Source organism: Streptomyces sp. TSRI0281, from assembly GCF_001905125.1.
Taxonomy (GTDB): domain Bacteria; phylum Actinomycetota; class Actinomycetes; order Streptomycetales; family Streptomycetaceae; genus Streptomyces.
The window spans coordinates 331,911-354,678 of the sequence record NZ_LWLE01000033.1 but is presented as its reverse complement, the minus strand read 5'-3'; the positions used below and the strand labels follow the sequence as shown (position 1 = coordinate 354,678).

At 71.4% G+C, this 22,768-nt stretch carries 15 protein-coding genes; 5 read left to right on the top strand and 10 right to left on the bottom strand.

The genetic code is table 11. The annotated features are described in order from the left end of the window. The first annotated feature begins 81 nt into the window (after nucleotides 1–81). Nucleotides 82–1,350: a sensor histidine kinase gene (locus tag A6A29_RS30785; RefSeq protein WP_073725066.1), complete on the top strand. Its 1,269-nt coding sequence runs from the start codon at nucleotides 82–84 to the stop codon at nucleotides 1,348–1,350. Next, entirely contained in the window at nucleotides 1,335–1,988 is a 654-nt protein-coding gene (locus A6A29_RS30780; protein WP_073725064.1) for a response regulator transcription factor, read from the top strand. Before A6A29_RS30785 ends, A6A29_RS30780 begins: the two co-directional genes overlap by 16 nt. Here A6A29_RS30780 and A6A29_RS30775 read toward each other — a convergent pair. Then, complete coding sequence (locus A6A29_RS30775; RefSeq protein ID WP_198953397.1) at nucleotides 1,964–3,730, bottom strand: alpha-L-fucosidase; 1,767 nt, start codon at nucleotides 3,728–3,730, stop codon at nucleotides 1,964–1,966. The two genes, A6A29_RS30780 and A6A29_RS30775, sit on opposite strands and share 25 nt — an antisense overlap. Nucleotides 3,731–3,895: 165 nt before the next feature. After that, entirely contained in the window at nucleotides 3,896–4,642 is a 747-nt protein-coding gene (locus A6A29_RS30770) for a class I SAM-dependent methyltransferase (protein WP_073725060.1), read from the bottom strand. A 122-nt stretch (nucleotides 4,643–4,764) separates the two neighbouring features. Here A6A29_RS30770 and A6A29_RS30765 point away from each other — a divergent pair, with 122 nt between their 5' ends. The 3 genes from A6A29_RS30765 (at nucleotide 4,765) to A6A29_RS30755 (ending at nucleotide 7,534) form a co-directional block, all read left to right on the top strand. Continuing rightward, on the top strand, nucleotides 4,765–5,670 hold the full coding sequence (locus A6A29_RS30765; protein WP_073725058.1) for a metal-dependent hydrolase: 906 nt from the start codon (nucleotides 4,765–4,767) through the stop codon (nucleotides 5,668–5,670). A gap of 3 nt (nucleotides 5,671–5,673) precedes the next feature. Next, on the top strand, nucleotides 5,674–6,750 hold the full coding sequence (locus tag A6A29_RS30760) for a PDR/VanB family oxidoreductase (RefSeq protein WP_073725056.1): 1,077 nt from the start codon (nucleotides 5,674–5,676) through the stop codon (nucleotides 6,748–6,750). A gap of 61 nt (nucleotides 6,751–6,811) precedes the next feature. Then, entirely contained in the window at nucleotides 6,812–7,534 is a 723-nt protein-coding gene (locus tag A6A29_RS30755; protein ID WP_073725054.1) for a TetR/AcrR family transcriptional regulator, read from the top strand. 12 nt (nucleotides 7,535–7,546) lie between these two features. On the opposite strand, the gene A6A29_RS30750 is transcribed toward A6A29_RS30755, so the two are convergent. The 8 genes from A6A29_RS30750 to A6A29_RS30715 all read right to left on the bottom strand — a co-directional run bounded on the left by A6A29_RS30750 (nucleotide 7,547) and on the right by A6A29_RS30715 (nucleotide 22,766). Then, nucleotides 7,547–7,897 carry a 5-carboxymethyl-2-hydroxymuconate Delta-isomerase gene (locus A6A29_RS30750; protein ID WP_073725052.1) on the bottom strand — a complete coding sequence of 117 codons (351 nt, stop codon included), beginning with the start codon at nucleotides 7,895–7,897 and terminating at the stop codon, nucleotides 7,547–7,549. Between the two features lie 189 nt (nucleotides 7,898–8,086). Beyond that, nucleotides 8,087–10,120, bottom strand: coding sequence for an ATP-binding protein (locus A6A29_RS30745; RefSeq protein WP_073725050.1), 2,034 nt, complete (start codon nucleotides 10,118–10,120; stop codon nucleotides 8,087–8,089). A 219-nt stretch (nucleotides 10,121–10,339) separates the two neighbouring features. Next, a complete protein-coding gene (pulA, locus tag A6A29_RS30740; RefSeq protein ID WP_073725048.1) occupies nucleotides 10,340–15,655 on the bottom strand; it encodes a pullulanase-type alpha-1,6-glucosidase in 5,316 nt (1,771 codons plus the stop codon). Between the two features lie 118 nt (nucleotides 15,656–15,773). Beyond that, entirely contained in the window at nucleotides 15,774–17,501 is a 1,728-nt protein-coding gene (locus A6A29_RS30735; protein ID WP_073725046.1) for a carbohydrate-binding module family 20 domain-containing protein, read from the bottom strand. Nucleotides 17,502–18,017: 516 nt separating this feature from the next. Continuing rightward, nucleotides 18,018–19,079, bottom strand: a complete 1,062-nt coding sequence (locus A6A29_RS30730) for a LacI family DNA-binding transcriptional regulator (protein ID WP_073725045.1) — start codon at nucleotides 19,077–19,079, stop codon at nucleotides 18,018–18,020. Continuing rightward, entirely contained in the window at nucleotides 19,064–20,740 is a 1,677-nt protein-coding gene (locus A6A29_RS30725; RefSeq protein ID WP_073725044.1) for a glycoside hydrolase family 13 protein, read from the bottom strand. Before A6A29_RS30725 ends, A6A29_RS30730 begins: the two co-directional genes overlap by 16 nt. A 134-nt stretch (nucleotides 20,741–20,874) precedes the next feature. Continuing rightward, nucleotides 20,875–21,753, bottom strand: a complete 879-nt coding sequence (locus A6A29_RS30720; protein WP_073725043.1) for a sugar ABC transporter permease — start codon at nucleotides 21,751–21,753, stop codon at nucleotides 20,875–20,877. Further along, complete coding sequence (locus A6A29_RS30715; RefSeq protein WP_073725042.1) at nucleotides 21,750–22,766, bottom strand: carbohydrate ABC transporter permease; 1,017 nt, start codon at nucleotides 22,764–22,766, stop codon at nucleotides 21,750–21,752. The genes A6A29_RS30720 and A6A29_RS30715 overlap by 4 nt, the downstream gene beginning before the upstream one ends. Between the last annotated feature and the right edge of the window lie 2 nt (nucleotides 22,767–22,768).

The following is a 22,768-nucleotide window of genomic DNA, read 5'->3' as shown; positions in this document are numbered from 1 at the left end:
CGGCTCACGCCCGCGGCCCCGCTCGGGTGAGACTGTCCTCGGACCGGGACCTGCTCGGGTCCCGTGAGGGGAGATACCACCATGAATGCGATGTTGGAGCGGATACGGCCGCCGATGCGGGCGGCCGGACGCGGTTTCGCCCTCTCCTTCGTCGGTCTGGTGGGGTCGATCACCCTGTTCGTGCTGTCGGTGCTCTCCATCGCCTTCATCCTGCTGGGCATCGGGCTCGTCACCACTCCCCCGGTGCTCGAAGCGGTGCGCAGGCACGCCAATCAGCGCCGGCTGTGGGCGGTCACCTGGTCGGACGTCCGCATTCCGGTGCCGTACCGGCCCTTTCCGCCGGATGTGCGCACGGGTTTCACCGGGCAGGTGGAGCGCACGACGCTGATGCTGAAGGACCCGGCGACCTGGCGCGACCTCCAGTGGCTGCTGGTCGACATGACGGCCGGATACGTCCTGTCGGTCCTGGCCGCCGCACTGATGATCTACCCGCTGGAGTCGCTGGTCCTGGCGGCGGGGCTGTGGCGGGTGTTCCGGGACGACGCGTACTGGTACGGATTCGTGCCGGTGGACAGCCAGGCGTCCGCGCTGGCCGCCGTCGCCCTGGGCATCGTGCTGTTCGCCGTCGGGCTGAAGGTGAGCGAACCGCTGCTGCGTCTGCACTTCGTGCTCGCCCGCTCGGTCCTCGCTCCCACCCATGAACAGGAGCTGGCGCAGCGCATCGACCGGCTCACCGAGACCCGCCACGAGGCGGTGGACACGGCGGCGTCCGAACTGCGGCGCATCGAACGGGATCTGCACGACGGCGCCCAGGCCCGGCTGGTCGCCATGGGCATGAACCTGGGCACCATCGAGGCGCTCGTCGAGAAGGACCCGGCCCAGGCGAAGAAGCTGCTGGCGATGGCCCGCGCGTCCTCCGCCGAGGCCCTCACCGAGCTGCGCGATCTGGTGCGGGGCATCCATCCGCCGGTACTGGCCGAGCGCGGGCTCGGCGACGCGGTGAAGGCGCTGGCCCTGCGGCTGCCGACCGAGTCCGACGTACATGTGGAGCTGACCGGGCGGGCCGGGGCGCCGGTGGAGTCGGCGGCGTACTTCGCGGTCAGCGAGATCCTGACGAACGCGGTGAAGCACTCGGGCGCCGACCGGCTCTGGGTGGACGTGCATCACGCCGACGGGATGCTGCGCGTCTCCGTGACGGACAACGGCAGGGGCGGTGCGGCGATCGGTTCCGGCTCGGGGCTGAGCGGAGTCGAACGCCGACTCGGTACATTCGACGGCGTACTGGCCGTCAGCAGCCCAGCGGGCGGTCCCACCATGGTGACCATGGAGATCCCTTGCGAGTTGTCCTAGCCGAAGATCTCTTCCTGTTGCGCGACGGCCTGGTGCGCATGCTGGAAGCCTACGATTTCGAGATCGCCGCGGCTGTGGAGACCGGGCCCGAACTGACCCGGGCCCTGGCCGAGTTGAAGCCGGACGTCGCTGTTGTCGACGTCCGGCTTCCGCCGTCCCACACGGACGAGGGCCTCCAGTGCGCGCTGGCCGCCCGGCGGGCGCGGCCCGGACTGCCGGTGCTGGTGCTGTCGCAGCATGTGGAGCAGCTGTACGCGCGTGAGCTGCTGGCGGACGGCAACGGCGGCATCGGCTATCTGCTCAAGGACCGGGTCTTCGACGCGGACCAGTTCATCGACGGGGTCCGCCGGGTCGCGGCGGGCGGTACGGCGATGGATCCGCAGGTCATCTCGCAGCTGCTGTCACGCCGTTCGCAGGACAAGCCGATGGGCGGTCTCACCCCGCGCGAGCGCGAGGTCATGGAGCAGATGGCCCAGGGCCGCTCGAACGCGGCGATCGCCTCGCACATGGTGATCACGGAGCGGGCGGTGGCCAAGCACACCTCGAACATCTTCGGGAAGCTCGGGCTGCCGCCGTCGGACGACGACAATCGCCGCGTTCTCGCGGTGCTCGCCTACCTCGACCGGGGCGGCTCCTGAGGGGCCGTGGCACCGGGAGGGAAGGCCGTCGCGCCGAGGTGGAGCGTGGTCGCGCCGAGGTGCGGCGCGGCCCGGGACGCGAGGACCTTCACCCGTACCGCCGTCGCGGTGACCGGTGCGGGCAGGGGCAGGATGCGCCGGTGGCCGATCGTGGTGCCCTCGGCGATCCGCTGCCAGGACCCGCCGATCCGGGCCTCGACGGCGAACCGTTCCACCCGCTGTCCGCGCCGGATGTCCTCGCGGACGGCGACGCGGTCGAAGGTGTACGGCCCCGGCCCCCGCTTGCGCACATCGGTGCCGTACGTGGTGCGCACCGCCTTGCCGAAGGCCGTGAGCGAGGCGACGTCCGCGTCGGCTATCCGGCCGTCCGGGGCGGGCGGCACGTTCAGCAGGAGCGAGGCGTTGCGGCCGACGCTCCTCTCGTACAGGTCCATCAACTGCGCGGGGGTCTTGGGCTGTTGCTCGGGGTGGTAGAACCAGCCGGGACGGTTGGAGACGTCGGCCTCGGCCGGGTACCACTGGAGGTACTTGGTGGTGGGGGCCAGAATCCGGTCCCGGGAGCCGATGTCCGGGTCGGTGGAGTCGTTGGGCAGGCTGCCGAGTCCGGTCCAGGGGTCGGTGGTGTGCGGGGTGACGCTCCACTCGGTCTCACGGGCGATGCCGTTCTCGTTGCCGACCCAGCGCACGCCCTGCGGGCCCTGGAAGACGACGGTGTTCGGCGAGAGGGCCTTGATGGTGTCGAACCACTGCTTGACGTCGTACTTCTGGGTGATGCCGGAGCCGGACCAGGGGTTGGCGCCGTCCAGCCACAGCTCCTCGATCGGCCCGTACTCGGTGAAGAGCTCATAGACCTGGTTGAGGTAGTACGCGTCGTAGTCGTCGGCCCGCACCGTGAAGGTGGGCAGCCCGCCGCGCCTGACGGCGTCGGCGCGGTCGTCGCCCGGGACGAGGGTGGGGATGGTGCGCTCGGTGACGGCGCTGCCGTTGCCGAAGCGGCCCTCGCCGGCCGGGGCGCGGTCGCCGTCCTCCAGGGCGACGCGTTCGGGCAGGCTCAGCGGCTTGCCCTCGGCCTGCTTCTCACGGATCGTCCCGACCCACCGGGCGTGCCAGGCGTGCGGGAGTTCGGCACCGTCGGAGGGCGAGAGGTACAGGCCGACCTTGAGCCCCGCCCGGCGGGCGGCCTTGACGTAGGCGCCGACGACGTCGGGGCTGCCGGGGCTGAGCGCCACCGAGTGGTCGGTGTAGCGGCTGGGGTAGAGGACGAAGCCGTCGTGGTGCTTGGCGGTGAGCATGACCTGCTCGGCACCGGCCGCCCGGTAGGCGCGCATCCACTGGTCGACATCGATGTCGCCGGGGGCGAAGAGCTTCTCGTCCTCGGTGCCGGAGCCCCACTCGCGCCCGGTGAAGGTGTTCATCCCGAAGTGGGTGAAGGCGGTGATCTCCCGCTGCTGCCAGGCGAGCTGACCGCGGGTGGGGACGATGTTCGCGGCCTTCTCGATGATCCGTTCCGGGCTGTCGCACGCCTCGACGGCCAGCTGCGGGGCGGGCCTCACGGGCGCGGTGCAGGGGCCGCCCGGCGGTGCGGAGCGCTGAGCCGACGCCGGTCCGGTCGCCGGTCCGGTCGCCGGTCCGGTCGCCGGTCCGGTCGGCTGCGCCGTCACCTGTGCCGTTGCCTGTACGGGGATGAGCGCGGTCGCCGCCGCCAGTGCGAGCGCGCTGAGCACACGGGTGCGTCGTGCCATGGTTCCCTCCCATTCCCGACCAGGATTGGTCGGATCTCTCGGGTACCGACATGCGCATGCTGCCGCATGGAGGGGGACACGGGAAGGGTGCCCACCACAGAGATCCCACCTATCGGCTCCGCGGCCCCCGGCCGGCTCGGTGACGCCCGGGAGCCCCCCGGCGGCTCAGTGCCGCGCCACGGCCAGACTGACCACGTACGTCTCCTCCACGGTGCCGTCCGGGAAGACCCCCGCCAGCAGCTCGCGCTCCCGGGCGAGGAAGTCCCGGACCTCCTCCTGATCGGCGACCAGGAAGTCGGAGTAGCTGCCGAGGTTGGCCAGGTGCACATCGAGCGGTACCCGACGGCTCCAGGGCAGCCGAAGAGTGCCGAAGGCGATGCCGTCCGGCAGGCCGCGGAACCGGGCCCGCTCGTCGTACCGGGTCTCGGCCGCGCCGAAGAACTTCCGCAGCCGGGCGTCCTGTTCACCGATCCACGGCACGGTCGGGTCGGAGTCGTTCCACCACAGGGCGAGCGCCCCGCCGGGCCGCAGGACCCGGCGGACCTCCGGGACCGAGCGGTCCGGATCGGTCCAGTGCCAGGACTGGGCATAGGTGAGCAGGTCGACGGAGCCCGATCGCAACGGCAGGTGGTTGCCGTCACCCCGGACGACCGGCACCCCGGGGAGCCTGCGGCGGAACTCCTCGGCCATCCCGTCACCGGGCTCCACGGCCACCGTCCGGCTCCCGCGCGCGTGCAGGAGCGCGGTGCCCAGCCCGGTGCCCGCACCGATGTCCGCGACCCGCGCACCGGCCAGCGCGAACCCGGCCAACTCCTCGACCGCGTCGAGGAGTACGGGTGGGTACGAGGGCCTGCTCGCGCCATAGGCGGCAGCCGCCGCGTCGAAGGAACGCGCACGTGAGGTAGTCGTCATACGGTCATCATCGCCCGACGCCCGCCCCCGGCGGAGGCCCCGGGGCCGCCCGGGGAACCTCGTACACGAAAATTCCCCGCACGCCCCTGTTCCCCCCGCATACCCGTCAGTACATTGACAGCATGTCTAACACGCAGCCAGCGGCGGTCGCGTCGGAGCGGACGCCGCTCAAGGCCCGCCAGGTCTCGTTCGCCTGGGACCGGACCCCCCTCCACTGGGTGCCGGGCGACCCGTTCACCACACACACCATCAATGTGCTCCATCTGCTGCTCCCGGCCGGGGAGCGCTGGTTCATCCGGGTGTACCGGCAGATCCTCCCGTACATCCAGGACGAGCAACTGCGCCAGGACGTCATCGGGTTCATCGGCCAGGAGGCCGTGCACTCGCAGGCCCACGACGATGTACTGCCCCATCTGAAGCGGCAGGGCCTGGACCCCACCCCGTACACCGCCCAGGTCGACTGGTTCTTCGAGAAGCTGCTCGGTGACCGGACGCTGCCGCCCGGCCGGGCCTCGAAGTGGTGGCTGATGGAGCGGGTGGCGACGATCGCCGCGATCGAGCACTACACCGCGTTCCTCGGCGACTGGATCCTCAGCGCCGAGGCCCTGGACCGGCGGGGCGCCGATCCGACGATGCTGGACCTGCTGCGCTGGCACGGTGCCGAGGAGGTCGAGCACCGGTCCGTGGCCTTCGACGTGTTCATGCATGTCGACGGCGGCTACCGGCGGCGGCTGCGGACCTGGGCGACGGCGTTCTCCGCGCTGCTCTTCCTGTGGCAGCGCGGCGTCCGCTTCTTCATGGAGAACGACCCGAGCCTGCTCGACGGCAAAGCCTCCTTCAAGGCGTTCCGCGACAGCGGCAAGCAGGGCACGCTGCCCAGCACGGGGGCCATCCTGCGGTCCGTCCCCAGCTATCTGAGCCGCTCCTACCACCCCTCGCAGGAGGGCAGCACGGCCCAGGCAGTCGACTATCTCGCCCAATCGCCCGCGGCGCTGGCCGCCGAGGCCCGTACGACGGGAACCCCCTGACCCATGGCACTGCCCCGCCTGCGCACCGTCGTCCTGGCCACCGGCGCCGCCCTGCTCGCCAGGCGGGCCCTGCGGCACCGCATCGCGAAGTCCCCGCTCTGGCCCATGCCCGCCCTGGCGGAACCGGTATCGGGCCGCTCCGGGCGCCGTTCCACCGTCACCCGGCGGCTGCTGGTCACCGAGCGGACCATGGCCGCCGACGGCGTCGTCCAGCTCCGGCTGGAGGGACCCGACCTGCCCCGCTGGGAACCCGGCGCCCATCTGGACCTGGTGCTGCCGTCCGGTCTGGTGCGGCAGTACTCCCTCTGCGGCGACCCGGACGACCCCGGTACGTACACGGTCGCGACCCGGCTGGTCGAAGGCGGCCGGGGCGGCTCGCAGGAGGTGCACGCCCAGCTCCACGAGGGCGAGGAGGTCGAGATCCGCGGCCCGCGCAACCGCTTCCCGCTGGCCGACGCGCCCGCGTACGTGTTCGTCGCGGGCGGTATCGGGATCACCCCCGTCCTGCCGATGCTGCGCGCCGTCGCCGCCTCCGGCGCCCCGTGGCGGCTGCTGTACGGCGGCCGGTCCCGCGCCTCGATGCCGTTCCTGGACGAGATCGAGAAGCTCGGCGCGGACGGGGACCGGGTGAGCGTCGTCGCGCAGGACGAGGCGGGCCACCCGGACGCCGCCGCGTTCCTGGCGGGGACGGCGCCCGGCACCGCGGTCCACTGCTGCGGACCCGAGCCCCTGATGGACGCGGTCGGCGCCGCGCTCCCGGACGGCTGCACCCTGCACCTGGAGCGCTTCGCCCCGGCGGCGTCCGGCGCGGCGGGCACCGGCTCCTTCGAGGTGGAGCTGCGCCGCTCGGGCCGCACGGTGCGGGTAGCCGCCGGCCAGTCGGTCCTGGCCGCCGTGCGCGCGGAGCTGCCGTCCGTCTCGTACTCCTGCGAGCAGGGCTTCTGCGGGACGTGCCGACAGCGTGTTCTGGAGGGCGGGATCGAGCATCGCGACGAGCTCCTGACGGACGCCGAGCGCGACGACTCGATGCTGATCTGCGTCTCGCGCTGCCGCGGCGAGCGGCTGGTGCTGGACCTGTAGGGCCCCGGTCCATGGACAGGGCCCGGCGATCTCTGCGGCCCGCCCCGGATAGGCTGTTGGCATGACGACCGGGGTGCGGCGCAGGATGGGCGTCGATGAGCGCAGGCAGCAGTTGATCGGCGTCGCGCTGGAGTTGTTCAGCCACCGCTCCCCCGACGACGTGTCGATCGACGAGATCGCCGCCGCCGCGGGCATCTCGCGGCCACTGGTGTACCACTACTTCCCCGGGAAGCAGAGCCTGTACGAGGCGGCGCTGCGGCGGGCCGCCGACGAGCTGGCGGCCCGCTTCCTGGAGCCGCTGGAAGGCCCCCTGGGCGCACGGCTGCTGCGGGTGATGGGCCGGTTCTTCGACTTCGTGGACGAGCACGGGCCGGGGTTCTGGGCGCTGATGCGCGGCGGGCCCGCGGTGGGCTCCTCGACGGCGAACGCCATGATCGACGGGGTCCGGCAGGCCGCCTACGAGCAGATCATCGCCCACCTGGGTGTCGAAGTGCCGCCCGCACGGCTGGAGTTGGTCGTACGGTCCTGGGTGTCACTGGCCGAGGCGACGGCGTTGATCTGGCTGGACGGCCGACGGGTTCCGCGGGCCGAGCTGGAGACGCAGCTGGTGCACGACTTCGCGGCACTGGCCGCCGTCAGTGCCGCGTACGACCAGGAGATGGCGGGCATCGTGCTGCGGGTCCTCGCCCAGGAGCCGGCGGACGGCCCGTTCGCAGATCTGCTGGCGCGGCTCTCCGCCCTGGCGCCTGCCGTACCCGCCGTGCCCCCGCAGCGGCTGCCGTAGCGCGACACGCGGTCAGCTCTTGCGATAGGACGGGTCCAGGTCGCGGGTCTCGGCGGAGGTGTGCAGGGCGAGTCCTTCGGTGGGCTTCACATAGCCGCTCAGCAGATCGAGCACGGACGCGGTGAGCCGGCTCTTGATCTCCGGGGTGCGGCCCGCCAGCATGCCGATGGAGACATGGACGATGACGTCACCGGTCGCGGCGTCGCCCACCACGGAGTCCTCGACCCGGCGGAATCTGGTCTTGCAGTTGGGGATCTTCGTGCTGACCGTCCCGGCGACCAGCGGGTGCAGGGCGAGCGCGAAGCCGCGGCGGTCGAAGGTGTCGTCGAGCTCGGCGGAGTAGTCGACGGTGATCTGCGGCATCAAGCGCTCCTGAGGTGCGGGGGTGGTGGGGGCCGGTCCTGCCGGTTGTCGGAACCCACCTTTACGTTGATCGTCGGGCCCGCACAAGGGCAGCCTGCCCCTCGCGTCAGCGGCGGGCTCGCGTCAGGTCAGCGGCGCGCTCGCCTCAGGCAAGCGGCCCGCCCCCGTCAGGTCGGCAGCCCCCTCGCGTCAGGTCAGCAGCTCGCTCTGGAGGGCGGCGGCGAGTCCGACCTCCGCGTTGTCCGTCTGCCCCCGGTCGAACGCGCGCTGGTAGGCGGCGTCGCCGATGGCCGCCCGTGCCTGCCGCTCGCAGGTCTCGCGGACCGGGCCGAGCTCCGGTGTGCCGCGCTGCGGGTGGCCGACCATCCGCCAGTACGCCTGCCCGGTGCCGTAGATCCTGGCCGCCTGGGCGCCCGCGCCCTGGGCGGCGACGGCGGCGGCGAGGATGTCCAGACCGAGGGCGACGCCGAAGCTGTCCCCGAGCCGGTGCTTGCCCGCGAGCATCGACCGGGCGTGCGTGGCGGATTCCCCCGGGCGGCCCTGGAGCAGGGAGATCAGGGCGAGTTGGTAGTCGACGTAGGACCGGATCCAGTACTCGTCCTGCGCCTGGCAGACGGTCCGCAGGCGGACGGCGGCCTCCGCGGCCTCGGCGAGTCTGTCCAGCGCCGTCATGGCGAAGACGGTGATGAGGCGGCAGCGCAGCCGGTAGGCGGATTCGGCGGGGACCGCCCCGGTGTACGAAAGCACCCGCCCGACCTCGTCGAGAGCCGTCCGGGGCCGTCCGGTCATGAGATGGGTCAGGCCGGACAGATAGGTGGCACTGAGCAGGCCCTCGTCGTCCCGGTCGCGCCTGGCCTCGGCGACACAGCGCGCGCCGAGCCGCTCGGCGGTCACGAAGTCGCCCTGGAGCAGGGCCGCGACCCCGTGCACCCATCGCAGCCTCGTCCGGTCGGGGCCGCCGGCCGGGCCCGCCGCCAGGGCTCTCCCGGCGTACACACGGGCCTCGGACAGGTGCCCGCAGCAGCTCCAGAAGAATCCGACCCGGCCGGTCATCTCCTGGGCCGCGCGGATGTCGTGGGCGAGCAGATGGTCGAGAGCCGCGCACAGGTCGAGGTGCGCGGCGGCGATCCGGTGGTACCAGGAGACCTGCTCGGGACCGGTCCAGCCGGCGTGGGCGCGGCGGGCGAGGCCGAGGAAGAAGGCGGCGTGCCGGTCGGCGGCGGCCCGCTCCTCACCGAGTTCGGCGAGCCACATCCGCCCGTACTCGCGCAGGGTGTCGAGCATCCGGTGGTGCTCCCCGTCCTGTTTCACGACGGACTTGGCGACCAGACCCCGCAGCGCCTCGCCGACGCCGTCCGGGGTGAGCGGTCCCGCCGCGCAGACCTCACGGGCGACCTCCTCGTCGAAGTCCGTGCGCAGGGGGGTCAGCCGCGCCCACAGGAGGCGTTCCAGCGGGGTGCAGAGTTCGTGGCTCCAGCCGATGGTGGTGCGCAGGGCGCGGTGGCGCGGCGGCCACAGCGAATCGTCGTTGAGGGTGTCCAGGCGGGAGCCGATACGGGCGGCGATCTGCTCGACGCTCTGCGCCGCGGTGCCCGCGGCGGCCAGCTCGATGGCGAGCGGGATGCCTTCGAGGCGGCGGCAGATCTCGGCGACGGCCGCGGCCTCGCCCGGTGCGTCGAGGGTGGCCCCGGGGTCGGCGGCCCGCACCCGGTCCTCGAAGAGGCGCAGGGCGTCGGGGGCCCCGTCGACCGGCAGCGGCGGTACGTCCAGCAGGAATTCGCCCCGGGTGCCCAGCGGCTGCCTGCTGGTGATCAGGACGGTCAGGCCGGGTGAGGTGGTGAGGATCTCGCCCAGCAGATGGCCGCACGCGGTGCGCAGGTGTTCGCAGGAGTCGAGGACGAGCAGCAGCCGCTTGTCGACGAGCCATTCGCACAGTGCGTCGACGGGCATCCTCAGCGTGTGGTCGGCGATCCCGACCGCGTCCGAGACGGTGGGGAGCAGCAGCCTGTCGTCGTAGAGCGGGGAGAGGTCGGCCCACCAGGCGCCGTCGGGGTAGTGGTCCGCCGCGAGCCGGGCGCCCCGGACGGCGAGCCGGGTCTTGCCGACGCCGCCGGGGCCGGTGAGGGTGGTCAGCCGGTGGGTGGCCAGGGCCCGTTCCAGCCGGGCCAGTTCGGCCTTCCGCCCGACGAAGCTGCTCGTCTCCTCGGGAAGGTTTCCCACCATGGTCCTCATCACCGTCCGGCGCGCTGGGGCAGGGGTCCGCCGGTGAGGCAGCGGATGCCCGGCAGCGCCCCCCGCTGCCCGGACCGGCCGGTCCCGGCCCCGTTCCCCGAGCGGGGGCGGAACCGGGACCGGCCGGAGCGGCAGGGCCGGATGCGCACGGTGTCCAGCTGTTTCGCGGCTCCTCCGCCGACGTATGCCGTCACCGTAGACCTGTCGGGGTCAGCGCGCCGAAAAGACGGCGACCGTCCTTCCTGGGACGGTGAAGCTGCCCGATTTCTCTTCGTACGAGGCCTTCTTGACGGTAGAGTCCGCGCCCCCCGCCTGGACGGGGTGCAGGGCGTAGGCGGTGCCGGCGAGGGCCGGGAGGTGCTGGCTCGCGGCGGCGGGCGTGGCGTTGAGGACGACCACGAGTGAGCCGAGGCGCATCGTGATCACGCCGGGTGTCTCGTCCTTGCCGGAGAGCGGGAAGGACAGGGCCGCCTGGACCTGCTCGGTGCTGGTGAGGCCGAACTCCTTCTCGGTGGCCCGGATGGTGACCAGGTCCCGGTACGCGGCGGAGGCGCCGTCGATCTGCGCGCAGCCCGGGGTGAGGGCGGCGGAGGTCAGCAGGGGCTTCGCGTAGGACCACTTGTCCTTGTTGTCGGCGGCGGGCGGCAGGCCCCGTCCGAAGCCGTTGCCGTCCCGGCAGTCCCAGTGGAGGGCGTTGAACCAGTCGCCGCTGTCGTAGGAGTTGCGGTCCAGGGACTTGGAGCGCAGCAGGTCGGTGCCCGCCTGGGAGAGGGAGGGTCCCTGCGAAAGGGTGGACGCCGCCATCGCCAGGACCTGCATCCTGGCCCGGTCGGCCGCCGAGGTGCCGGCCGGGAGCTTGAAGGCGAGCGTGTCGTAGAGCGTCTCGTTGTCGTGGGCGTCGGAGTAGGCGAGGGCGTCGCCGGGTTCGGCGGCGTATCCGGCGGGCGCCCCGTTGTAGTCGACGGCCGAGCCCCTGACCGTACGGCCGGTGCTGTCGGTGAAGGTGTAGTCGGCGAGGCTGCCGGTGAGGCCGACCTTGATCAGGTCCTGGTAGTGCAGCAGGCGGGCCTTCTGCTCGGCGGTGGTGCCGTTGGCCGGGGAGGTGTTGGGGTCGGTGTAGAGACCGCTGGCGAAGCCCTGGACGCCGGGGTCCTCGTCGAAGGGGCTGCCGCCGCGGACGGCGTCGCGGGCCCGGTCGGAGAAGGTGGCGATGCCGGTCGCGGACATGTTCTTCTGGGTGGCCTGGACGAAGCGGGCGTCGTCCGCGATCTCGCCGAAGTTCCAGCCCTCGCCGTACAGGATGATCTTCTTGCCGTCGACGCCGTCCCTGGCGGGGGTCAGCCCGTCCAGTGCCTTGCGCACGGCCAGGATGTTGGCCTTGGGGTGGTGCCCCATCAGGTCGAAGCGGAAGCCGTCGACCTTGTACTCCTTGGCCCAGGTGACGACCGAGTCGACGACGAGCTTGCCCATCATGGTGTTCTCGGGCGCGGTGTTGGCGCAGCAGGTCGAGGTGGCGACGGTGCCGTCCTCCAGGAGCCGCTGGTAGTAGCCGGGCACGATGCGGTCGAGGACGGACTTGTCGTCCTGGCCGGAGGCGACGGTGTGGTTGTAGACCACGTCCATGACGGTGCGCAGTCCGGAGCCGTTGAGGCCCTGCACCATCCGGCGGAATTCGACGGTGCGCTTCGTGCCGTCGGGGTCGGAGGCGTAGGAGCCCTCGGGGACGGTGTAGTGCAGCGGGTCGTAGCCCCAGTTGAAGGCGTCCTTACCGGCGCTCTTCGCGACGCACTCCTGCTGTTCCTCGGAGTCGGGGGCGTACACGGACAGGTCGCAGGCGGGCGCCTGCTGGTCCGACTTCTTCTCCGGGATCGTCCCGATGTCGAAGGCGGGCAGCAGGTGCACATAGCTGGTGCCCGCGTCGGCGAGCCGCCGCAGGTGCTTCATGCCGTCCGACCGGGTGTCGGTGAAGGCGAGGTACTGGCCGGGGTGCTGGGAGGTGCGGTCCGCGACCGAGAAGTCGCGGATGTGCAGCTCCTGGATCTGGGCGTCGCGCAGTGGTACGGCGGCGGGCTTCCTCAGGCCGGACCAGCCGCTGGGGGCCAGCTTCGGGTCGGCGAGGTCGATGACGAGGCTGCGGGCGGAGTCGGTGGTGAGGGCGGTGGAGTAGGGGTCGGTGACCTTGTTGGTGACGGTCTTCTGCACGCTGGGCGCCCAGACCCGCACGGCGTACCGGTAGGGCTTGCCGTTCCAGCTCCTGCTGCCGGTGACCGACCAGACGCCGGTGCGGTCGTCGCGGCGCATCGGGACGGTGCGGCCGTCGAGTTCGAGCGAGACGGTACGGGCGGTGGGTGCCCACAGCGACAGGGTGGGTGTGCCGTGCCGGAAGACCGGTCCGAGGGCGGCGCCGCTCGCGTTCTTCCCGTACAGGTCGTCCAGGACACCGGCGGTCTGCACTCCGGTGGCGGCGAGCAGGGCGCCGTTCGCGGCCCGCTGGGTGGCGATGAGCTGGCCGCGCAGGGATGCGCGGACCCGGTCACGGTCGCGGGCGTCGACGGTGAACGCCGGGTAGTCCTTGAGGTGCGGGTACTTCGCCTTCTGGGCGTCGGTGAGGGTGGCGGTACGCAGGCGCAGCCACCGGCCCTCGTCGGAGAGGGCGCCGTCGACGACGGAGATCGGGGTGTCCGTGGCGTACACGAGCTGCTGGCTGGTGGCGTCGGTGGCCTTCACCTTCCAGACGACGGTGCCGGAGTCGATCCACTGGGCCTCGGCCTTGGTGAGGTCGGGAGTGGGAACGCCGCCAGCCTGCGGCAGCAGATAGCCGGGCTGCCCGCCGAGCATCCAGACCTCGTGCCCGTGGGTGGCGATGTCGAGTGACTGGTCGCTGGGGAGGTCCTTCTCGTCGCCCTTGTGCAGGATGTAGCTGAGCGAGGTGGCGCCGTCGGTGAGCGGCACCTCGAAGGTGACGCCGTAGGCGTTCTTCCTCACCGGCTGGAGCGGCTTGGACCAGTCGGTGGGGTTCTTGGCCCCGGTCCAGGTGTGCAGCCCCCAGCCGTCGTAGTCGCCGTCGGCCCGGTGGTAGTTGAGGACGGCCTTGGTGGTGTCCTGACCGGGTGCTTCGGGTGCCTCGGTGTTCTGGCCGTCCTTGCCCTGCTCGATCCAGACCTGTCCGGTCCTCGCGAGGTCGACGGTGCGCTGCGGGCCGTCTGCGGTTCCGGCCTTCTCGACGGTGTACGGGAGGGAGGAGGTGCCCTCGGCGAGCTTGATCCAGGCGAACGCGCCGTAGGCGTCGCGCCCGATGAAGTCGCCGGAGGTGTCGCCGGACTTCAGCTGCCAGCCCTCGTAGTCGCCGTCCGCGCGCTTGTAGTGGACGACGGCGTAGTCGCGTTCGACGGCGACGGGCTTCTCGGCGGGCGGTGCCTGGCCCGCGGTGGTCGCGGCGAGCGCACTGGCCGTGCGCCCGGCGCGGTCCACGACGACGGCTTTGTACCGCAGTGGCGTCCCGGCCTTCACGGAGGCGTCCAGGTGCTGGGTGACCTTGTACGGGGCGTGGTCGGCGGAGCCGAGGGTGCGCCACTTGCCGTTGCCGGTCCGGGCGGCGAAGACGACCCGGTTGAGCTGTCCGCCGTCGGTGTCCGCGGTCAGTTCGACGGTGCCGGTGGCTCCGGCGGCGGGCGCCTTCAGGGTGATGGCGGGCCGGGCGTCCGGGGAGCCGAGGGGCTTGTCGGCGCGCAGCACGACGCTGGAGAGCGCGGGCACGGTGACGGTGATCCTCTTGTCGCCGCCGCTGCGGACCGTGCCGGAACCGCCGTACAGCGTACGGAAGTTCATGTGCGCGGACTCGGTGGCCAGCTCGACGGTCCGCGGTCCGGTGCCGTTGTTGGTGGCGACGACGTACTCGTTGGACCGCTCGGTGCCGGTGCGCGAGAAGGCGTGGACGGAGCCTTCCGCGTAGCGCTCGGTCTGCACGCCGTCGCGCAGCGCCGGGTGTTCCTTGGTCAGCCGGGAGAGCCGGGCGATGGAGCGGTAGATCGGGTGGCCGGTGTCGTACGCGTCCGTGGCGTGCGTACGGTCGGTGCCGATCTGATCGTCGTCGAGGTAGTCGGCGGCCTTCGAGGCGAAGAGGGGCTGGCGGGCGTCCTTGTCGCCGCCCGCGCCGGTGAAGCCCTGCTCGTCGCCGGAGTAGATGACGGGGTTGCCGCGCGCGAGGAACATCAGCTCGTTGGCGAGGCGGGCCCGCTGGAGCAGTTCGGCGTCGTCGGCCTTCGGGTTGTCCTGTTCGAGGAAGGTGCCGATGCGGCCCATGTCGTGGTTGCCGAGGAAGGTCACCTGCTCGTAGGCATTGGCCTTGTCGGTGGTGTAGCGGTAGTCGTCGCCGTACACGGCGGCGAGCTTCGAGGCCGGGGCGCCCTGGGAGGCGTACTGCCTGGCGGCCTCCTGGAACGGGAAGTCGAGCGTCGCGTCGAGCCGTCCCCGGGTGACGTAGGGCGAGGTGATCGCGGTGTCGGAGGAGTACACCTCGCCGAACATGAAGAAGTCGTCCCGGCCCCGCTCGGCGGCGTAGGTGTCCAGCGCGGTGGCCCACTGGGTCCAGAAGTCCAGGTCGACGTGTTTGACGGTGTCGATGCGGAAGCCGTCGATGTCGAAGTCGCGGACCCACTTCTCGTAGATCTCCGCCATGCCGGTGACGACCTCGGGCCGCTCGGTCCACAGGTCGTCGAGCCCGGAGAAGTCGCCGTACTCGGCCGACTCACCGGCGAAGGTCGAGTCGCCCCGGTTGTGGTACATCGTGGGGTCGTTGAGCCAGGACGGCTTCTTGGTCCCGGCGTTCACCGTGGTCTTCGGGGTGTACGGGAACGCGTCCTGGTCGACCTTCGCCATCTTCCGGCTGTCGTCGAACGGGCGGCCGTTCCTGTCGAGGTAGGGGTAGGCGCCCTTGGGCTTGTAGCCGTACTCCTTCTCGGCGTAGTCGACGGTGTCGGCCGTGTGGTTGGTGATGACGTCGAAGAAGACCTTCATGCCCTTGGCGTGGGCCTTGTCGATCAGCTTCTCCAGGTCGGCGTTGGTCCCGAAGTGGGGGTCGACCTGGGTGAAGTCGGTGATCCAGTAACCGTGGTAGCCGGCCGAGGCGTCCTTGCCGGTGCCCTGGACGGGCCGGTTCCTGAAGATCGGGGCGAGCCAGATGGCGGTGGTGCCGAGGCCCTTGATGTAGTCGAGCTTCCCGGTCAGGCCCTTGAGGTCGCCGCCCTGGTAGAACCCCTTGTCGGTGGGGTCGTACCCGGTGTCCAGGCGTGAACCGGTCAGCCCGCCGCGGTCGTTGGAGGTGTCGCCGTTGGCGAAGCGGTCGGGCAGCACGAAGTAGAACTGCTCGCGGGTCAGGTCGTGCCGGGCCGGCTCACGGGCCAGTGCGGCGTCCGAGGGCGGGGCCGGTGGCCGGGGCGACGCGGCCGCGGAGGCCGCCGGGACGACGGGCAGCAGCGCCGCGCAGAGTGCGGCGACGGCCCCCCGCCGGAGGGTTGTTCGGGACACGGGGCGGGTACTCCTCGAATTCGCACGGGGTGGGAACGGGGTGGGACGGGTACCGAGGGGCGGGCCGGGGGTGCACCGCGGTGCACCCCCGGCCCGCCCGGACGCGGCCGAGGCGGGGTCAGCCGCGCCAGACGTCGCCGGTCAGCGCGGACCTGCCGGAGGCCGGGACGGTGGCGGTGCGGTTGGCGCCGCTCTCCCAGGTGACGTTGCCGCCCGCGTCCTTGCGGAGGTACTTGTACGCGAAGGACGTACCGGCGGGCAGGCTCACATCGAGCTTCCAGACGGGGTACGTGGCCGGGTCGAGCTTCAGCGCCTTGGCGGGGTCCCAGGAGCCGAGGGCCTGCTGGTCGCCGGTGACGTAGATGTTCTGGCCGGGCTGGGTGGTGGCGTTGACGCCGAAGGAGGCGCCGGACCGGCCCGTACCGGGGTCGGTCGGGCCGGTACCGCCGCCGGTGCAGGTGCGGGCGCCCGCGTGCAGCGCGACGGCGGTGTTGGCGCCGAGCGTGGCGGTGAACCGGCCCGATCCGTCGACGGTGACGCCGTTGCCGGACTGGATGTCGCAGTAGTCACCGGCGGGCAGCGACGTCTGGAACGTACGGGTCAGGGCCGAGCCCTCGTGGTTGATGGCGACGTACGCCTTCGCACCCCGTCCGAACGCGATCCGGTCGGCGCCGTTGTCCCACCAGTCGGTGACCGCCTGGCCGCGGGCGGCGTTGCGGAAGCCGACCATGGAGGAGATCTCGCGCCAGGCGTGCTGGCACTTCCAGCCGTCGCTGTAACAGGCGCCGACCTGACCGCCGTTGGGAGGTCCGGCGTCCTTGTCGGACCACTCGTATCCGGAGTGGACGTCCGGGGAGCCGTAGGGCCAGGCCAGCATGAACACATGGGCGAGGGTGTAGTCGGCGCCGTTCTTGTAGGTCAGCGTCTCGCCGTTGCGCTCGGTGTCGTGGTTGTCGACGAAGACCGCCGACCTGCCCGACTCCATGAAGCCCCAGCCCTCGCCGTAGTTCTTCAGGTTGGCGAGGTTCTCGTTGAGGAAGGTCTGCTTGAGGCCGCGGGCGTAGCGGAATTCCTGGACGTCGCCGGTGCCGAGGTACTCGGAGGGCGAGACGGCCTCGCCGCCGCCGTAGATGGCCTCCTGCTTCCAGTAGACACCGGGGTTGCTCAGCCGGGACTTGATGGCGGCGAGATCACCGGCGGGCATGTGCTTGGCCGCGTCGATCCGGAAGCCGTCGACGCCGAGGGAGAGCAGGTCGTTGAGGTACCCGGCGATCCTGCCGCGTACGTAGTCCTCGCCGGTGTCCAGGTCGGCCAGGCCGACGAGTTCGCAGTTCTGTACGTTGCCGCGGTCGCCGTAGTTGGTGATCGGCGACTGGCAGTCGTTCATGTCGTTGACCGAGTAGATGCCCGGGTAGTCGTACTTGCCGTAGGCGGAGCCGCCGGTGCCGGTGCCCGAGCCGGCCGACATGTGGTTGATGACGGCGTCGGCGACGACCTTGACGCCCGCCCCGTGACACGTGTTCACCATGGCGGCGAAGGCGTTCCGGTCGCCGAGCCGGCCGGCTATCCGGTAGCTGACGGGCTGGTAGGAGGTCCACCACTGACCGCCCTGGATGTGCTCCTGGGGCGGCGAGACCTGGACGAAGCCGTAGCCGGCCGGACCGAGGGTGTCCGTGCACGCCTTGGCTATGGAGTCGAACTTCCACTCGAACATCACGGCGGTGACGTCCTTGTCGCCCGGACCGGCGGCCTGTGCGGTGTCCGCCGCGCCGAGTTGGGCGGGGACGGCGAGGACAGCGGCGCCTGCCACGAGTGCGAGTGCGGCAGAGAGGGGTCTGCGTGCCATGTCTTTCCTCCTGCTGTGGGGGAAACGCGGGTGACGGTGCAGCCTCACGTGGCAACGCGCCGTGCCCTCAAGGCTCCTGAAGGTTCTTGCTGCAAGAATGCAAACCTTGCCGCGGAGCAGACCGTACGAGCCCGCTCCGCCTCGGTCAACCCTTTGGACATCTCCCGCTCACATCCACGAAATCAGGCAGTTTCCTGCCTGCAAAGTCTTTCGCAAGTTATTGCGGGAAGGTAAAGTTCATCCGGACTCCGGCCCGGTCGGCCGGGGGTCCCGGCCGCCTCGGCGCCGGGCCCCACGCGCCCGGCCGGCCGGGCCGGTCACGGCAGGAGAGGCACCCGGAGTAACTCCCCGCCGGCCCGTCCTGGGCCGACTCCCGGTGCCTCTCCTGTACGTCAGGGGCCTCTCCCGTTCCCGTACGACCGACGCCTCTCCCGTGCGGCGGGTGTCTCCTGCACGACCGATGCCTCTCCCGTACGTCCGGTGTCTCTCCCGTACGGCGGGCGGTTCCGCCCTCGGTCAGACGGCGCGCACCACCGCCGCCGTCGACCCCCGTACCACCAGCTCCGGCTGGAACACATACTCCGTGCGCTGCACCGGGCTGCCGCCGATCTCCTCCAGCAGGGCGCCCACCGCCGCCGCCGCCATCGCCTGCACGGGCTGGCGCACCGTGGTCAGCGGCGGGTCGGTGAACGCGATCAGCTGCGAGTCGTCGAAGCCGACGACCGAGACATCACGGGGGACGTCGAGCCCCCGCCCCCTGGCCGCCCGCACCACACCGAGCGCCATCAGATCGCTCCCGCAGACGATGCCGGTGCAGCCCAGGTCCAGCAGGGCGCCCGCCGCGACCTGGCCGCCCTCCACGCTGAACAGCGTGGAGCAGACCAGGAGTTCGGCCTCGGCCCGGGGCAGTCCGAGCACCGAGGCCGACGCGTCGAGGAAGCCGTCGCGCTTGCGGCGGGAGGGGACGTAGCGCTGCGGCCCGATCGCCAGACCGATCCTGCGGTGACCCAGGTCCGCCAGGTGCCCCACGGCCATCCGCACGGCGGCGGTGTCGTCGGGCGAGACGAACGGCGCGCTGATCCGTTCGTTGTAGCCGTTGATCAGGACGAACGGTACGCCGCGCTCGGTGAGCGCCGCGTACCGTGCCGGGTCGGCCGACAGGTCGGCGTGCAGCCCGGACAGGAACACGATGCCGCCGACGCCCCGTTCGACGAGCTGCTCGACGAGCTCGTCCTCGGTGGCGCCGCCCGGCAGCTGGGTGCAGAGCACCGGGGTGTAGCCGTGCCCGGCCAGGACCTGTTCGACGGACTGCGCGAAGGCCGGGAAGATCGGGTTGGTGAGTTCGGGTGTCACCAGCCCGATCAGTCCGGCGCTGCGCTGCCGCAGCCGCACGGGCCGTTCGTAGCCGAGGATGTCGAGCGCCGCGAGCACCCGCTGACGCGTGGTGTCCGCGACGCCCGGCTTCCCGTTGAGCACCCGGCTGACGGTCGCCTCGCTGACCTCGGCCTGTCCGGCGATGTCGGAGAGCCGCGGCGCCGGACCGGTCCTGGGTGCGGGCAGAGTCACACCGTCCACCACACGGTGCTGTCGGCGGGCAGCACGGCCTCGGCGCCGTCGACGGTCACCGGGGCGCTGGCCAGCAGCACGTTGCCGCGGGCGGGCATCCGCACCGGGGCGCCGGTGGTGTTGACGGTGCAGACGAAGCCGGGCCGGCCGAAGACCAGGACGCCCTCGGGGGCGTCCAGCCACTCGACCGCGGTGCCCGCGCCGAGCCCCGGGTGCTCGCGCCGGGCGGCGATGGCGGCCCGGTAGAGCTCCAGCGTGGAGCCCTCGGCCCCGGTCTGCGCCTCGATGGAGAGGTCGCCCCAGCCGGCCGGCTGCGGGAGCCAGCTGCCGCCGGTGCCGAAGCCGTACGAGCTGCCCTCGCGGGTCCACGGGATCGGCACCCGGCAGCCGTCGCGGAAGCCGTCCTGGCCCGCCGCGCGGAAGAACGACGGGTCCTGACGGACCTCGTCGGGCAGGTCGGTGACGTCGGGCAGGCCGAGCTCCTCGCCCTGGTAGACGTAGGCGGAGCCGGGCAGGGCCAGCATCAGCAGGGTCGCCGCACGGGCCCGGCGCAGGCCGAGCTCGCGGTCTCCGGGGGTACGGATCTGGGTGCCGAGGCCGGGCGGGTTGGCGAACCGGGTGGAGTGCCGGGTGACATCGTGGTTGGAGAGCACCCAGGTGGCGGGGGCGCCGACCGGCCGCATCGCTTCGAGCGAGGTGTCGATGACCGTGCGCAGTTCGGCGGCGTCCCAGGCGGTGGACAGGTACTGGAAGTTGAACGCCTGGTGCATCTCGTCGGGGCGCACGTAGTTCGCGGTGCGCTCGACGGTGGGGGTCCATGCCTCGGCGACGGCGATCCGCTCGCCCGGGTACTCGTCGAGGATGGTGCGCCAGCTGCGGTAGATCTCGTGCACGCCGTCCTGGTCGAAGAACGGCATGACGTCGTTGCCGAGCAGCTTGAGCTGGTCGTGGCCGCCGAGGTCGGGCAGGCCCTCGGCCTTGACGAGACCGTGGGCGACGTCCACCCGGAAGCCGTCGACGCCCATGTCGAGCCAGAAGCGCAGGATCGAGCGGAACTCGTCGGCGACGGCCGGGTGCTCCCAGTTGAAGTCGGGCTGCTCCGGGGCGAACAGGTGGAGGTACCAGTCGCCGGGGGTGCCGTCGGGGCCGGTGGTCCGGGTCCAGGCCGGGCCGCCGAAGATGGACTCCCAGTCGTTGGGCGGGAGTTCGCCGTCCGCGCCCTTGCCGGGGCGGAAGTGGTAGCGGTCGCGCAGGGCGGAGCCGGGGCCCTCGGCCAGGGCGCGCTTGAACCACTCGTGCTGGTCGGAGGAGTGGTTGGGCACCAGGTCCACGATGATGCGCAGGCCCAGGTCGTGGGCGTCGCGGATCAGGGCGTCGGCGTCCAGGAGGCTGCCGAACATCGGGTCGATGGCCCGGTAGTCGGAGACGTCGTAGCCCGCGTCGGCCTGCGGCGAGGCGTAGAAGGGGCTGAGCCAGACGGCGTCGACACCGAGGTCCTTGAGGTACGGGAGCCGGGCGGTGACGCCCGCGAGATCGCCCATGCCGTCGCCGTTGCCGTCGGCGAAGCTCCGTGGGTAGACCTGGTAGATCACCGCGTCCTTCCACCAGCCGGTGCGGTGGCCCGGGGCGTCGTCGGACGTGCCGGTGGAGGGGGCAGCGAGGTGCTGGGTCATGTCGTCCCTGGGGTGTCTGGGTGGGGAGCGGCGCCGGGACCGGGTCGGGGATCCGGCGCCGCCGTGACGGATGCGGTGGTGCGGGTCGTGCGGGTGGCGGGAAGGGGGCCGAAGACCGTCGGCCCCCTTCCGGGTCAGCCCTTGACTGCTCCGGCGGACATACCGGTGACCAGGTGCTTCTGCGCGAAGAGGAAGACCAGGGCCGCCGGGATCGCGATGAGCACGGAGGCCGCGGTCATCGGGCCCCACTGGGCCCCGTACTGGTTGACGAACTTCTGCAGTCCGCCGGCGAGCGTGAGGTTCTCGTCACCGACCATGAAGGCGGAGGCGTACGCCACTTCGCCCCAGGCGGTGATGAAGGAGTAGAACGCGGTGACCGCGAGGCCGGGCTTGGCCAGCGGCAGGATGAGCCGCCAGAACGTGCCGAACGGGGTGAGTCCGTCGACCTGCCCGGATTCGTCGATCTCCCGCGGGATGGTGTCGAAGAACCCCTTCATCATCCAGGCGCAGAACGGCACCGAGATGGTGAGGTAGGTGATGACGAGGCCGGCGGGCTGATTGAGCAGGCCGACGCTCGACATGATGTTGTAGATCGGCACGATGAGGACCGCGACCGGGAACATCTGTGTGATCAGCAGCGTCCACATCAGCCCGCGCTTGCCGGGGAAGCGGAAGCGGCTGACGGCGTAGCCGGTGGTGGCGGAGACGAACACACCGATGACGGTGGAGAGCCCCGCGATGATCACGGAGTTGCCGAACCAGCTCAGGAACTCGGTGTCCCTGATCAGGTTCGTGTAGTTGACGAACGTGGTCTCGCGGAAGAAGTCCGTCGTCGTGGCGTACTGGGCGGGCTTGAGCGAGGTCAGCAGGACCCACAGCACCGGGAAGACCGCGATGACGGACGCGATGATCAGGGTGAGGTGCAGGGCCACGGAGGCGAACGGCGAACGGTCGCCGCGCAGGCGCGGCTTGCGGACGGCGTGCCGGCCGGAGTGCTCGGTCACGGTGGTCACCAGTTGTCTCCCTGGGTGCGCAGGACTCGCCGGTAGACCACGGCGAAGAGCATCAGGAGTACGAGGATCAGCACGCCCCACGTGGAGGACTGCGCGAAGTCGCGCGGGCTGATCTCGAAGGAGAACTTGTACGCCTGGGTGACGAGGATCTGGGTGGCCTCGCCGGGTCCGCCGCGGGTCAGCAGGAAGATCACCGGGAACATGTTGAAGGTCCAGATGGTGGAGAGCAGGACCACCGTGGTGGAGACCGGGCGCAGCCCGGGCAGCGTGATGTGCCGGAAGCGCTGCCAGGCGGTGGCGCCGTCCATCTCGGCCGCCTCGTACTGCTCCGAGGGTATGGACTGCAGTCCGCCGAGCAGGGCGACCATCATGAACGGGATGCCGAGCCAGACGTTGACCGCGATGACGGAGAACTTGGCCCAGGTGGGGTCGTTCAGCCACGGCACCCCGTCGATGCCCGCACCGCCGAGGATCTTGTTGAGCAGCCCGCGGTCCTCGTTGTAGAGGAAGCGCCAGGCGAAGACCGAGACGAAGCCGGGGATGGCCCAGGGCAGGATGAGGGCCATGCGGTAGGCGGAGCGTCCGGCGATGCGTCGGTTGAGGATGTTGGCCAGCGCCATGCCGAGGCAGAACGTGATGCCCACGCAGGAGACCGTCCACACCAGCGTCCAGCCGAGCGTGCCGAGGAACTGGTTACCCGTCAGGGCGTCGACGTAGTTGTCCGCACCCACGAACTTGTAGGTGGCGGGCAGTTCGTTGACCCCGATGGACCGCGCGACGTTGCGCTCGTTGGCGTCGGTCAGCGACAGGTAGATGCCGCGGACCAGCGGGTAGCCGATGATCACGCCGATCACGAGGACGACCGGGGCGACCATGACCCAGGCGTACCAGTGGGTCGACATGGCCCGCCGGAGCGGACCCGGCGGCGGGGGGTTACCAGTACCGCGGCTGGGGCCGCGGACGACGTCGTCGTCCGCGGCCTTCGCCACCGACTGGCTGGTGTGGACAGCCATCA